Annotated in this window: 8 protein-coding genes and 2 tRNA genes; 7 read left to right on the forward strand and 3 right to left on the reverse strand. The window is 35.2% G+C overall.

The genetic code is table 11. The features are described 5' to 3' along the window. The first annotated feature begins 2 nt into the window (after nt 1–2). On the forward strand, nt 3–2,162 hold the full coding sequence (locus tag B9Y84_RS00640) for a hypothetical protein (RefSeq protein ID WP_085515160.1): 2,160 nt from the start codon (nt 3–5) through the stop codon (nt 2,160–2,162). Nucleotides 2,163–2,254: 92 nt separating this feature from the next. Here B9Y84_RS00640 and B9Y84_RS00645 read toward each other — a convergent pair whose 3' ends face one another. Further along, nucleotides 2,255–2,851 (reverse strand): porin family protein, encoded by a 597-nt coding sequence (locus tag B9Y84_RS00645; protein ID WP_085515161.1) that lies wholly within the window; start codon nt 2,849–2,851, stop codon nt 2,255–2,257. A gap of 84 nt (nt 2,852–2,935) precedes the next feature. Here B9Y84_RS00645 and B9Y84_RS00650 point away from each other — a divergent pair, with 84 nt between their 5' ends. From B9Y84_RS00650 to B9Y84_RS20710, 5 genes are all read left to right on the forward strand, one after another. Next, nucleotides 2,936–4,045: an aminotransferase class I/II-fold pyridoxal phosphate-dependent enzyme gene (locus B9Y84_RS00650; RefSeq protein ID WP_085515162.1), complete on the forward strand. Its 1,110-nt coding sequence runs from the start codon at nt 2,936–2,938 to the stop codon at nt 4,043–4,045. Further along, a complete protein-coding gene (gene bioD, locus B9Y84_RS00655) occupies nt 4,042–4,650 on the forward strand; it encodes a dethiobiotin synthase (RefSeq protein WP_085515163.1) in 609 nt (202 codons plus the stop codon). The genes B9Y84_RS00650 and bioD overlap by 4 nt, the downstream gene beginning before the upstream one ends. Then, complete coding sequence (bioA, locus tag B9Y84_RS00660; RefSeq protein ID WP_085515164.1) at nt 4,647–5,921, forward strand: adenosylmethionine--8-amino-7-oxononanoate transaminase; 1,275 nt, start codon at nt 4,647–4,649, stop codon at nt 5,919–5,921. Before bioD ends, bioA begins: the two co-directional genes overlap by 4 nt. Before the next feature lie 173 nt (nt 5,922–6,094). Beyond that, a complete protein-coding gene (locus tag B9Y84_RS00665) occupies nt 6,095–6,532 on the forward strand; it encodes a T9SS type B sorting domain-containing protein (RefSeq protein ID WP_085515165.1) in 438 nt (145 codons plus the stop codon). An 8-nt stretch (nt 6,533–6,540) separates the two neighbouring features. Beyond that, the gene (locus B9Y84_RS20710; protein ID WP_085515166.1) at nt 6,541–11,814 is read left to right on the forward strand and encodes a PKD domain-containing protein; all 5,274 of its coding nucleotides are present in this window, start codon (nt 6,541–6,543) and stop codon (nt 11,812–11,814) included. 143 nt (nt 11,815–11,957) lie between these two features. Here B9Y84_RS20710 and B9Y84_RS00675 read toward each other — a convergent pair. Then, nucleotides 11,958–12,029: transfer RNA gene (locus B9Y84_RS00675), tRNA-Glu, on the reverse strand. A 95-nt stretch (nt 12,030–12,124) separates the two neighbouring features. Beyond that, nucleotides 12,125–12,196: transfer RNA gene (locus B9Y84_RS00680), tRNA-Glu, on the reverse strand. 441 nt (nt 12,197–12,637) lie between these two features. Between B9Y84_RS00680 and gap the strand changes: the two genes are divergently transcribed. After that, the gene (gene gap / locus B9Y84_RS00685) at nt 12,638–13,633 is read left to right on the forward strand and encodes a type I glyceraldehyde-3-phosphate dehydrogenase (protein WP_085515167.1); all 996 of its coding nucleotides are present in this window, start codon (nt 12,638–12,640) and stop codon (nt 13,631–13,633) included. Nucleotides 13,634–13,696 lie beyond the last annotated feature (63 nt).

Here is a 13,696-nt window from a genome sequence, read left to right on the forward strand (position 1 = left end):
AAATGAAAAATATAATATTCATCATATCGCTTTTAATCCTATTGCCGAATATAAACTATGCTCAGTCAGAGTTAGACTATGAAGATGATATCAATCCCTATTTCTTAGGCGACAGTGTAGATCTGGTTTTCCCATTATTATTTGACTTCTTTAAGAGTAATAATGGTCATCCCGCTACCAATATACAATTAGCGTTGATTTTTGAAGAACGCTACAGAAATGCTCACCCCATCTCTGATTACGAAGCGGCCATCGCCAATGCACAGAGGGCAAAGTTATTATTTGGCCGTGCCCGCGATCTAATTGACGAGCGTGAAGTTCGAAGAAATGCCTGGTACTATCCAAATTTCACTAACCAATTCAAGAGGAATGGTAAACCAGAAGTTGAGTTTGATTCTGTTAGAGTGATTCATGAAAAAGGCTTGAAAGAGGCGGATTCATTTTTGACTTATATGCCCGCAATACATCAGAATTTCATGAAAATGGTGGAGCACTATGATTTATCCTCAAAAAACTTTGTAAGAATAAATGGTGATTATAATTCTTTGAAAGATATTTATTTACTCTATGACGCTGAATTAAGCCAGCGATTTGAATTAGTCAGAAATAGCTATGACTCAACGCTTATTTATTTTAAGAAATATAAGGAAGCTGCTAATGATTATCCACCATTCAATTTAAATCAACAATTAGCATTTAAAGAGATCCAAACTTACAGGCTAGATGGTTTGGTGATTCAAACAGATTTTTTGGTGGATGAAATTGAGCTTTGGGATTACAGTAAATGGATTGTGCAGGTGCAAAAATTAATAGAGACTGAAATCGATCAGTTAAGAAAAGATATAATTGAAATAGAATCAAAGCTTGCGAGTTCTTTTTCTGAGATGGATAATTGGACACCAAATGATTCTATAGATGTAGACCCGATCGAAAAAAAATCGATATACAAAATACGTAAATATGATTTGAATTCTCCAGTCGCAAACGTATTTCAGTATAAAGACGATAAACTAGATTTAATGAATGCACAGAAGAGTCTTGCTGTTTATGATACTGCAATAGATATTTCTAATCAAGTTAAGCTTTATACAATCAATCGTGTTTTTCAACAAACAATTGCACTGGAAAACCAATTGAAAAAGTATAATAGTGAGATTGAAATGAGCAATTTAAATAAAAACAAAGTGTTTTATAAAAAGTACTATGGTGGAATAGAGGACTTTAAAGAATATTTTAAATCAGAAGAAGGAGAATTATTAAATATAAGAAAGGAAACAGCTAATAGATTAAAACGGCAAATTATTGAACAATTTGAAAAGCCATTTAGTCAAGAAATCCCTTGCTACCGGAGGATTCAATTCGACTGGCAAAATCTTGAATATCAGTATGATTCATTAGCCAAAAATATAGCATTTATTAATTTTTCGAAAACTAACGTAAATGAATTAGAATATTTTGGAGGGTACTACTTAAATGCAGACAGTGTTCCTCAAGGATTTTATGGAGCTAAAAATGGAACTACTGTTTCATGGTACAATGCGGTGTCTTCGAATTATAAATCAAATAAAGCTTGGCAAAAGATCACAGCAATGAATGTGGTAGGAGGTGGAGATCTTAACTACCTGTTATATGAAAGCCATATTGATTCCTTAGATTTTAGAAATCAAATAGTTGTTTCAAATGAAAAAGGACAAATAAAGAATAAAATTAAAGTCGATACTCAAGAAAAGCCTGTTGAATTGGTCGCTTTAAGAAATAGCAGCTTGCAATTAGCATTTTATCAAGGTGATGGACTAGGTAATGCTGTATGGCCTAATACCCTCACGATAGCAAAATTTCATCCTGACAGTACTGACTATTCCATCAAGGAAATTGATATAAATGGCAAATATGAAGGGGTCTTTCAAACTGATGCAGGCATTATTATTTTGTCTTCATCTGAAGATCAAAAGAATATTTTCGCCACTCTTCTAGACGTTGATTTCAATGAGCTGAAGAAAAGTAGTTTCTCTTTTTCAGCAGCTACAGAGATCAATTATTATTATCAGCTTAGTGATGAAAGCTTGCATTTAATTAGTAAGAGCGAGAAGGGACATTTTGTCTTTAATGACAATCTTTCTTTACGATATGCAGATATTCCAGTATCTAAGGAAGGTATTTAATATAAATGAATGGGAGATAAAGATCATTGGAAAAATTAAATAAAAGGAAAGCAGTTTAGCATATCAAAGCTGCTTTCCTTTCGTTTTCTATATCACAAAAGCTTTAATCCTACGCTTAACATGATTTGGTTTACTCTCACATTTCCTTCATCATTTCCTAATGTAGCTTGATTGCTTAAATTACCTTCATATCGCAAGTCAATTATTATTTTCGAAATATCCACACCAATACCTGCTTGATAGGCAAATACAGAGCTCTTATATTCTGATACTGCACTATTAGTGTTGTTTGGTATTTCATTATCTAAATTGAAACTCGCTACCGGACCGGCATTAATTCTTAAGGGACCCATCTTCCAACCAACTAAAATAGGTAAATCAATTTTATTTCGATTGAATTCTATGGTTTGATCTTGAACCGGTAGGTTTGGATTAGGATTTATATATTCACCTCTAACAGAATTAAAGTATATTTCAGGTTGAACATAAAAACCAGTTATTTTAATTCTTGCAAAAATACCTCCGTGATAGCTAAACTTGGCATCGCCAGATTTGTACTCACCAACATTGTCTTTTATGCTCAATGTTGTATTACTCACACCGAACTTAGGACCAATAGTGAATATTTGTGCTTTTGCGACTGAACCAATAAAAAATAATAATGCTGTTAATGTAAAAAGCTTTTTCATCTTGATTAATTTTAGTGTTTGGAATGGTATAACGTTTTTTAATATAAATGTTATACTTTCATCGAACAATTCATAAAAAATAGAATGAAGGCGGAAATTGAATTAGAGCTACAATTAAATAGAAGAAAGGAGGTAGGTGGTTACCGTTTTTTGAAAAAACCAGATGAAGGCTTACTTGATTTTAGCTCCAACGATTATTTAGGATTGGCTAAAATGAAGAGTATCCATGATCATAATAGTAATTTTGTTGATAATGGAGCTGCTGGTTCGAGATTACTGAGCGGAAACAAATCTTATCATGAAGAATTAGAAGGTTTTTTATCTGAGTTTTTTAAAGCTAAGTCAGCGCTATTATTTAATTCTGGTTATGTAGCAAATCTCGGAGTGCTTTCTGCTGTTCCTCAGAAAGGAGATACAGTTTTGATAGATGAGCTTTCTCATGTATGTATCAAGGAGGGTGTTCGTCTCGGTAGAGCTAAATATTTCAATTTTAAGCATAATGATTTAGTTGATTTAGAAGCTAAACTTAAAAATTCTGAGGGTAATGTTTTTATAGTAGTAGAATCGGTTTATTCTATGGATGGGGATTTGGCACCTCTAAAGGAAATAGTTGCTTTAGCTACCGAATATGAAGCAGCTGTAATTGTAGATGAAGCACATTCCACCGGTCTTTATGGTGAAAAAGGTTTTGGGTTATGTTGTGATTTAGGATTGGAAGATCAGATATTTGCTCGAATATATACTTTTGGAAAAGCAGTAGGGGCGCATGGTGCAGCAGTATGCGGAAGCAAAATTTTGAAAGAGTATTTGATTAATTATAGCAGGCAGTTTATTTATACTACTGCATTACCTCATTACAGTGTAGCGGCAATTCAAAATGCATTGACTTACAGAATGCATCATCCTGAGTTATGGAGCAATTTAAAATCTAAAATCGATTTGTTTAAGGCTCTCTTAAAGAAAGAGATAAATAGTTTAGAGAGCAAGCATTCGGTTCAAGGTATTATTTTGCAAAGTGCAGAGGAGGCTGTACACTTTTCCAATTATTTAAATAGAGGAGGATTTGATATACGGCCAATCTTAAGCCCTACGGTTGCAAAAGGAAAAGAAAGAGTAAGGATATGCATTCATGCTTTCAATTCTGAAGAAGAAATCACAAATTTGTGTGATCATATCAATCAGTATTTCAAATGAACTATTTTATAACCGCAATCGGTACTGACAGTGGAAAATCACTTTTCAGTGCTATCATCTGTGAAGCTTTAGAAGCAGATTATTGGAAACCTATTCAAGCCGGATTTCCCCGTGATACTGATTATGTTGGAGGGCTTTTGAGTAACTTGAAGTCCGATTTAATACCTGAAAAATACGTACTCAATACTCCAGCTTCTCCTCATTATGCGGCAGAAATTGATGGTGTTAGTTTAGAAGCGCAAGATTTCAATATTCCAAAAACTGACAATGAGCATTTAATAATTGAAGGAGCAGGTGGAGTTTTGGTTCCTATAAATGAAAGGGAGTTTGTAATTGATTTTCCCCAACAATGGGAAATGCCAGTTGTTTTGGTAGCTAACCTTTATTTAGGGAGTATAAATCATACTTTGCTGACTGTAAACGAATTGAAGAGAAGAGGGGTTGGTGTAAAGGGTATAGTTTTCAATGGACCATCCAATCCTGCTAGCGAAGATATCATTCTAAAGTATAGCGGTTATGCTTGTTTATTGAGAATAAAGGATGAAAAAGAGATTAATCATAGCATTGTTCGAAAATACGCTGCGGAGTTAAAAAAGAATTTATGAGTTGGTTAGAAAGAGATAACGAGAGTATTTGGCACCCGTTCACGCAATTGGTAGATGGGTTTGAGCATATAATGGTTGAAAGGGCAGAGGGAATGTATTTACATACTTCTGATGGCAGGAGGATTTTAGATGCCATTTCCAGCTGGTGGGTGAATTTACATGGTCATAGTCACCCTAAAATAGCGGAAGCGGTTGCTAAACAAGCACAGAATTTAGAGCATGTAATTTTCGCAGGATTCACACATGCTCCTGCGATTGAATTGGCAGAAAAACTACTTTCCATTTTACCCGATAATCAATCAAAGATTTTTTATTCCGATAATGGAAGTACGGCCAATGAAGTGGCATTAAAGATGGCTTTTCAATATTGGTACAATAGAGGTAATGAAGAGAGAAAGAAAGTTATAGCCTTTGAGGGAGCTTATCATGGTGATACGTTTGGTGCTATGTCGGTAGGAGACCGAGGACCGTTTTCTGCTCCGTTTTCTCCCTTCCTTTTTGATGTCGATTTTATTCCTATGCCCGTTAAGGGGAATGAGGATGAAGTTATTCAGAAGTTTTATCAACTGGTTGAGTCCGATCAAGTAGCCGCCTTTATTTTTGAGCCTTTAGTGTTAGGATCTGCCGGAATGAAAATGTATGATGCCTCTTTTTTGGATAAACTTATCAATATTGCTCATGATAATGATGTAATATGTATAGCAGATGAAGTTTTTACTGGTTTCGGAAGGACTGGAAAGCATTTTGCTTCAGATTACTTAGAAAATAAACCTGATATATTTTGTCTATCCAAAGGGCTTACAGGAGGGACAATGGCATTAGGAGTTACCTCCAGTACAGCTGATATTATGGAAGCTTATAAGAGTACTGATATCATGAAAACGTTTTTCCATGGTCATAGCTTTACGGCTAATCCCATAGCTTGTGCTGCTTCTATTGCTAGTTTTGAATTATTAATGGAGGAAGATACTCAAAATCAAATTACCAATATCAGTCATTGGCAATCAGAATTTAAAGAAAAGATATCAAAGCATCCAAAAGTTCTAAACAGTAGAGTGCTAGGAACCATCTTTGCATTAGAGTTGAAGACCGAATCCGATACGTCTTATGTGAATGAGGTTCGTCATAAGCTGTATCCTTTCTTTCTAGAAAGAAATATTCTTCTTCGCCCATTGGGAAATATTATTTATATCTTGCCGCCCTATATTATCAAGAAAAAGGAGCTAGAACAAGTTTATAGTGCTGTTGAAGAGATGTTGGAAAGTTTGTAGAAAAACAATAGTAGTAGGTTGATTGCATGTCCATGTAAGTGAATCACCTAAATCTCATTCGTATTTTTCCTTATTTTAATGCGGTTTATTCGTATTTTATTAAATAAGAATTCCTCTAATTTATCAGAGTAATATTATGTCGAATTTTGAAATATCATCAAAAGGAATTCGTCATGAAAAACTTCATCATCATAATCGGATTAGTATTATTAGGGTTTAATACTGCTTTTGCTGCGCAGGACCCGGATAAAAAACCCACCAAATTTCGTATAGTAGCTATAAATGCCTCAGATGATTCAATCGTGAGTGCTTCTAATATAATTACCTTGTTTCAGCCATTCTCACTTGAATTACCTACAGCATTCACACCAAATGGAGATGGTTTGAATGATGAGTTTGGTGCCGTTGCAGAAGGAGTGAAAGAGTATAGATTAGTGATTTATAATCGGTTCGGAGATATAGTTTTCACTTCTACTGATATTAATATGAAATGGGACGGAACTGTACAAAATGAAAGTGCACCCTCCGGAGGTTATGTTTATCAGGTATATGCAAAAGGCCATGAAGGACATGGAGTAGATAAGTCAGGTAAAGTAATGCTAATTAAATAATCATCATCATGAAATCTATATCTTTTAAGTTTTGGACAATTTTTCTTTTCAGTATAATAGCTGTAGCCTATCAATCTTTAGGTCAAATTCAAGCTGAAAAAACTTCAGGATGTTTACCGCTAGTGGTAGAATTCGAAATTAACGCTTATGATTTTCAATCTGTAATTTGGCAAACTGAAGACGGCCAAAGTTCAACTGCTGAAGAGCCAACATTTATTTTTGAAGAATCAGGCGAGTGGCAGGTGACAGCAGATTTGACGCTAGAATCCGGAGAAGTTGTTCAATTGACTTGTGAAACCCCCATTTCTGTATACGAAAAACCTCAAGTTGATTTTTCTGTAGATGATGAAGTTTTTTGTATAGGTGAAAGCATCTTATTTACAAACCTTACAGATAATGCAGATTCTTTTATTTGGTCATTTGGCGATGGTAATCAATCAACTCAAGAAAACCCTACTTATCAATATGAAGAAGCTGGGATTTACACTGTAACGCTTACTGCGAAAGTTGAAGGTGCTTGTCAAGAGATGAAAGTTTTAGAAAATGCTGTTGAAGTTAAAGAAGCCGCAGCAGTAACTATTTCGTCAAGTAGGAATGCTCAGTGTTTGTCTGACGATGAATCTCTCCTTTTCACTTTAGAAGGGAATGTGAGTGATGTCCAATGGAATTTTGGTGATGGAAATACAAAAATTGGTAAAACAGTAGAATATTTATACGCAGCAGTGGGAGAATACACTGTAGAAGTAAATTATTTAAATGAATTCGGTTGTTTGGTAAATGACCAATTAAACACTGTAATTGCAGTTGAAGAACTTCAAGCTCCCGCTGTCAAAGCAAGTGAGACTTCTGTTTGTCTTGGCGAAAACATAACTTTAAGTGCTGAACATCCTTCTCAAAATGGATTTGAGTGGGAGATTAATGGTCAAAATTACCAAGGCAAGAATATTACTTTTATTCCAGAAGTGCAAGGTGATATTACTGTTGTACTAACGTATACGAATTCTGCAGGATGTTCCATTTCAGCTGTTGAAAATGCTTTATTTAGTGTTCAGGAAGTTCAGCCAATAACTATTGATTATGCTTCTTTTACTGGATGCGAACCTTTCAATTTTCTGGCTTCAAATACTACTGCAGGAGCCTCTAGCTATGCTTGGAAAGTGAATGGAAAAACTATTCAAGGTAAAGACTTGAACTACACTTTTGAGAAAAATGGGAATTATAAAGTAATTGCTATCACGAAATATGAAACGGGATGTGAAGTAGAAAAAGAACTTGTTGACAGAATCCAAGTCTACAAAAGGAATACTGAGATAAAGGTCAGTGAATGGCAAGGTTGTGCGCCTTTCAATACCGAGTTCGTGATTTTGAACGGAGGAGCTACTGATGTAAAATGGTATTTAGATGAGCAACAAATTAGTGGGGATAAAGTAGATTTTCAATTCGAATATCCAGGTATTTATTATCCAAAAGTAAGCTATATCAATGATAAAGGATGTACTGTCGATTATGAGTTTGAAACGCCTATAACCGTTTTGGATAGGAGTATTCCCTTGGATGAACCGGAAGTAATTGAATCATGCACATTTACAGAAGTTCAGTTTAACGGTGCTATGGGGTATGATTTCTGGGAGTGGAACTTTGGGGATGGTCATTCTTCTACTAAGCAAAATCCAACGCATAGTTACAGTGATCCAGGGATATATGAAGTAAGTTTAACCACCAACAATAAAAATAGCTGCAAAACCACAATAGCAACATACAATTTGATTAAAATACCTGATTTAGATGTTGAAACTGACTTTACTGTCTCAAAAGGAGAAGAGTGTGGCTATTTTAGCGTTTCCCTTGAGGCTGACCTAGAAGATTGGCAGAACATAAGCTGGTTTTATAATGAAAGTCTTTTGGGAACAGATAATCAGCTGAATGTTTCCTTTATATCATTAGGTGATGTAGGCATAAGCTATAGCATTGGAAGCGGTGGAGAGTGCACAAAAACTAAAGCTATTATGATTCCAAATCCATGGTCTGATTGTGAAAACCCTGAAATTGAAGAGGATGCTGAAGTTAAAACTGGTGATAGCCCTATAGGTAAGTTTCAGTTTTCAAGTTGCAATGCTCCTTACTCAATTGACTTGTTAAATCCCCTGCCTAGTGTCAGTAGTTTTGAATGGAGGTTTGAAGATGGTGAAAAGCATTCGAAAGAGAGTTTTACTAAGGTCTTTAATGAAGCAGGTGAACATAGAATTGGATATTGGGCTAAAGTCAACAAAGATAGTGTGATTTGGGTGGAAGATTATATAACGGTAACCATTAATCAATCCGATATTGACTTTGAATATGAAGCAAGAAAAGTGTGTGAAGGATTTGAGATTTTTGTAAGTCCTGAAAATCCAGAGTTTGAAAATTATGAATGGAAGCTAAATAATAATGAAATAGAATTATCTGCTTCGGGAAGTTTTGTGATCGAAAGGGAAGGTTTGCATGCTATAAGTCTTTCTGCAAGTGGTCAGAATAATTGTGCTACTACTAAAATCAAAAATATTTTTATTGGTAATCGAGAAAATCAATTTATCAGTCCTAAAACATTATGCTTAGGAGAGGATTTAAGCGTTGAACATAATTTACATGGTTTTCAAGATATCAGGTGGGATATGGGAAATGGTGAGCTTATTGATGATTTTGATGCTCCCTATGTGTACAGCTCGTCAGGAGAGTATCAAATTAAAGCAATAGCAACAGACTTTGAAGGGTGCGAGTCCGTATTTGAGTTACCTCACAAACTGTCAATTAAAAATCCAACACCAGAATTTACTGCTAATAAGACGACTGGTTGTGGTGAGACTGTTATTAAATTTCGAAATCAGTCAGAAGGAGCTACATCATGGTTATGGGATTTTGGAAATGGTGCAAGCAGTACAGAAGAAAATCCTCGTATAAAGTTTTTGCCAGGCACTTACTCTGTAACATTGTCTTCTTCGAATGGAAATTGCAGCCAAACTATAACCAAATCTGATTTTATAGTGATTCAAGAGTTAACTAGTGAATTTAGTTTTGAATATAATCAGCCGTGTTTACCTGTAGAAGTACAGTTTACTGATAAAAGTGTCAATGCCGTTAGTTGGTTCTGGGATTTTGGAGACGGAAATACTTCGACCCTTCAGAACCCATTACACACTTTTCATGAGTTGCCTAAAAGCAAAGTAACGCTAACTGTGGAAAATGATAAGGGCTGTAAAGTGACTGAGGAAAAAGCGATGAGTTTTATTTTTATAGCTAGCTTCACGTCTGATATAGAAAAGGTTTGTTTGGGCAATAGCGTACAATTTTCAGCTTTAAACAATGACGCTGTAAGTTGGAAATGGGACTTTGGTGATGGAACCACAAGTACTGAAAAGAATCCAAGTCATTTTTATAAGTCAGAAGGAATTTATGATGTTAAATTGATTGCCGATAATGAAGAAGGTTGTGCCGATATGGTCGTAAAAGAGCAATTTATTCAGGTTTTTCCTGCGGAAGCCGACTTCGAATTAGCGGAGTCCCTTGCTTCTAGCTGTGTTCCAGTACAAGTATCATTTAAAGATTTATCTACTGGTGCTAAGAGTTATTTCTGGGATTTTGGTGATGGAACAACTTCAAAAGTCGCAAACCCCATTCACGTTTATAATAAGGTTGGTGAGTTTGATGTCTCACTGGTAATTACAAATGAACTAGGATGCCAAGATACCTTAATAAAAGAACAATTAGTGAAAGTAAGTGGCCCACAAACTGCTTTTGAGATAGAAGAAAAAGTAATATGTCTACCTCAAAAAGCCAAATTTACTGATAAATCGGTCAGCGCTGTAAAGTGGAAATGGGTATTTGGAGATGGTAATACATCACTGGAACAAAATCCTGAACATTTATATCAAGCGCCAGGTATTTATACTGTTACTTTGATTGCAGAAAATGATCAAGGTTGTGAGCAATTTTTTCAAATGGAAGATGTTAAAGTACTACCAACGCCTACAGTAGACTTTAAAATGGATATTTCGGGAGAGTGTTTTCCAGTCGAGCTTAAACTGACTAACGAAAGCACTGATTTATTAAAGCCATCGTACTTGTGGGAGTTTGGTGATGGACAGACCTCCACAGACGCAAATCCAACGATTTTAATAGAGAAAACTGGAACCTTCGAAGTTTCACTTACTGTAAAAAATGATGAAGGATGCCCTGTTAGCTATACACACAAGAATCAAGTATTCGTTCGAGATACAGTAGAACATAAGGAAGCTGACTTGACTCAAATATTGGTAGAAAACAATCAGGTTAATTTTCAATTAGAACCCTACCAATATAATAATATTTCGCATTACAATGTTTATCGAGATAGTCCAACTGGCTATAGATTGTTACAGAAAATCGATTTGGAGGGACGAGCAAATCAACGCATTATATACGATGATAAGAGTTGTCGTCCTCAAGATATGTCGCATGAATATGTTTTTCAGGCGGTGTCCTTTTGTGATGATACAGTGAGTAGAGACTTATTAACAGTATTTAATACAATACTATTGCAGCCTGAGATCAACGAGGAACATCAAAAGCAAATTAATTGGAATAAGTCAAAAGGCTTTGCAATTGATAATCAGAGGATATTTAGAAAACCGAAAGGAGAGGGGCAATGGCAAGAAATAGCCGTTGTTAAAACTGATGCGGTACAATACCAAGATGTTGAAGATTTATGCCCTGGTCTTTATGAATATAGAGTAGCGGCCTTCGAAAAAAATACATTAAGATCGATAAGTAACTACGTGGAAATTGAAGTAATTGATAAAATCTATGAAGAGCAGGTCGCGAAAATTCAAAACACCACTGTGATGGAAACGGGGGAAGTTTTTACGGAATGGAGCATACCAGAAGCAGGTAAAGGAAAGATCACCGCCTTTGAAATATATAGAAGTGAAAATGGAGGTGAGTTCCAATATTTTGATAGTGTAGAACCTCATGAGCAATACTATATAGATGATGAAAGTGATACTGACAATAATACTTACAAATACCAAGTTAAAGTGATCAATGATTGCTCGATTGATACTGAAAGTAGTGCCGAAAGTAATACTGTGCTGCTGCAAAAGGATGTACAGTTCAGGAAGTATGAACTAAGTTGGAATGCATTTGAAGGCTGGAAAGAAGGTGTTAAAAAGTATGTGATTCAGCGTTTAAACGAAAAAGGAGAATGGGAAACAGTGGAAGAAGTTTCAAGTGATCGCCATAAAATGATAATAAAAGATACTCAAGATTAATTATTGTATTTCTATGCATTTGTTAGAAGGTGATAATTCTAGTAAACTTAATACAGTACAGGAAGACATCAGTTATTGATGGAAATGTATATGATCGGCAGTAAACAAAAAAAGCCACCAAAATTTGGTGGCTTTTCTGCTTGTAGCCCGTAGGGGAATCGAACCCCTGTTTCCAGGATGAAAACCTGATATCCTAACCCCTAGATGAACGGGCCATCACTGCATTTAATCAAAAAATTAGTTTTGAATAAAAAAGGTTAAATCTATTAAAATCAATGACTTAATAACTTTTTTATTAAGTGTCCTAAAGTAGCCCGTAGGGGAATCGAACCCCTGTTTCCAGGATGAAAACCTGATATCCTAACCCCTAGATGAACGGGCCATTTTTAAATGGAGATGCAAATATAGAAGGCTCTTTTTTAATTACAAACCCAAGCATGAAAAAAATGTAAAAATATTTTCTTAACTATGCTTTAGGGCCTCATTTTGAGATTATTGGTATTTCAGAATTAAAAAGAATTCGATAGCTAAGACGAGCTTTCCTAAATATGGTTGGCCATAGCAAAAGCAGAAAAGGCCAGTTGGTTCTTTATATGCAGAAGCTTCCCCTCTCTATAGGTAGCAGTTAATGATTTTCCTTTTATGAAAAATTCTTTGCAAAAGCCTGCAATAGTTTAGGCATCTGAAGAGGAACACACATTTAAGGGGCTCTTTAATCGTAAATGTTGATCAAACTCAGGTTTTAAGCCTGTAATTTGATAATGCTGACAAGTAGGTTTATATTTACATCTTAATTTAACTTAACTAAATAAATTATATCAACATGTCAAACGTAAAAGTTGGAATTAACGGATTCGGGCGTATTGGAAGGTTAACTTTCAGAGCTCTACTGCAAAAAAATAATGTTGAAGTAGTTGGTATCAATGATCTTACAGATACTAAAACTTTAGCACACTTATTAAAGTACGATTCAGTTCATGGTAGATTTCCAGGCGAAATTTCTTTCGATGCTAATTCTTTAATTGTAAATGGAAAGAGCATTTCAGTAACTGCTGAAAGAGATCCAGCTAATCTTCCATGGGGAAAAATGGGAGTAGAAATCGTTTTAGAATCTACAGGTCTTTTTGTAGATGAAGAAAATGCAGGAAAGCATATAAAAGCTGGCGCTAAAAAAGTAGTGATTTCTGCTCCAGCTAAAGGAAATATACCTACAGTTGTCTTAGGTGTTAATGATGATACTATGACAGGAGATGAAACAATTCTATCTAATGCATCATGTACTACTAACTGTTTAGCTCCTATGGCTAAAGTTTTAGACGATACCTTCGGAATTGAAAAAGGCTATATTACAACTGTTCATGCTTATACTGCTGATCAGAATATTCAGGATGCTCCACATAAAGACTTAAGAAGAGCCAGAGCTGCAGCATATTCTATTGTTCCAACCTCTACTGGAGCTGCTAAGGCAGTTGGATTGGTTTTACCTCACTTGCAAGGTAGACTGGATGGTATAGCTATGAGAGTTCCAATTCCAGATGGTTCATTAACTGATTTCACTGTGGAATTGAAAAAAGAGGCTACAAAAGAAGAAGTTAATGCTGCTATGAAAAAAGCTTCTGAAGGTAGCATGAAAGGGATTATGGAGTATACTGAAGATCCAATCGTTTCTATAGATATTGTTGGAAACACTCATTCATGTATTTTTGACTCAGCTTTAACTTCAGTTTCAGGTAAATTGGCTAAGGTTGTGGGATGGTACGATAATGAGGCAGGTTATTCTAATAGAGCAGCAGATTTAATTGAAAGAATATCTAAATAAGTAACTGCAGTAGACTCTAGTTTCTTTGTAGAGTCAAAAACTTGAAAGGCTATCTTTGACATA

Origin of the sequence: Marivirga sericea (assembly GCF_900177665.1) — a bacterium.
Lineage (GTDB): Bacteria > Bacteroidota > Bacteroidia > Cytophagales > Cyclobacteriaceae > Marivirga > Marivirga sericea.

Excerpts from the sequence above, each read along its gene's own strand:
- gap (WP_085515167.1), top strand. The coding sequence starts at position 12,638 with ATGTCAAACGTAAAAGTTGGAATTAACGGATTCGGGCGTATTGGAAGG.
- B9Y84_RS00665 (WP_085515165.1), top strand. The coding sequence starts at position 6,095 with ATGAAAAACTTCATCATCATAATCGGATTAGTATTATTAGGGTTTAAT.
- B9Y84_RS00640 (WP_085515160.1), top strand. The coding sequence starts at position 3 with ATGAAAAATATAATATTCATCATATCGCTTTTAATCCTATTGCCGAAT.
- B9Y84_RS20710 (WP_085515166.1), top strand. The coding sequence starts at position 6,541 with ATGAAATCTATATCTTTTAAGTTTTGGACAATTTTTCTTTTCAGTATA.
- B9Y84_RS00650 (WP_085515162.1), top strand. The coding sequence starts at position 2,936 with ATGAAGGCGGAAATTGAATTAGAGCTACAATTAAATAGAAGAAAGGAG.
- B9Y84_RS00645 (WP_085515161.1), bottom strand. The coding sequence starts at position 2,851 with ATGAAAAAGCTTTTTACATTAACAGCATTATTATTTTTTATTGGTTCA.
- bioD (WP_085515163.1), top strand. The coding sequence starts at position 4,042 with ATGAACTATTTTATAACCGCAATCGGTACTGACAGTGGAAAATCACTT.
- bioA (WP_085515164.1), top strand. The coding sequence starts at position 4,647 with ATGAGTTGGTTAGAAAGAGATAACGAGAGTATTTGGCACCCGTTCACG.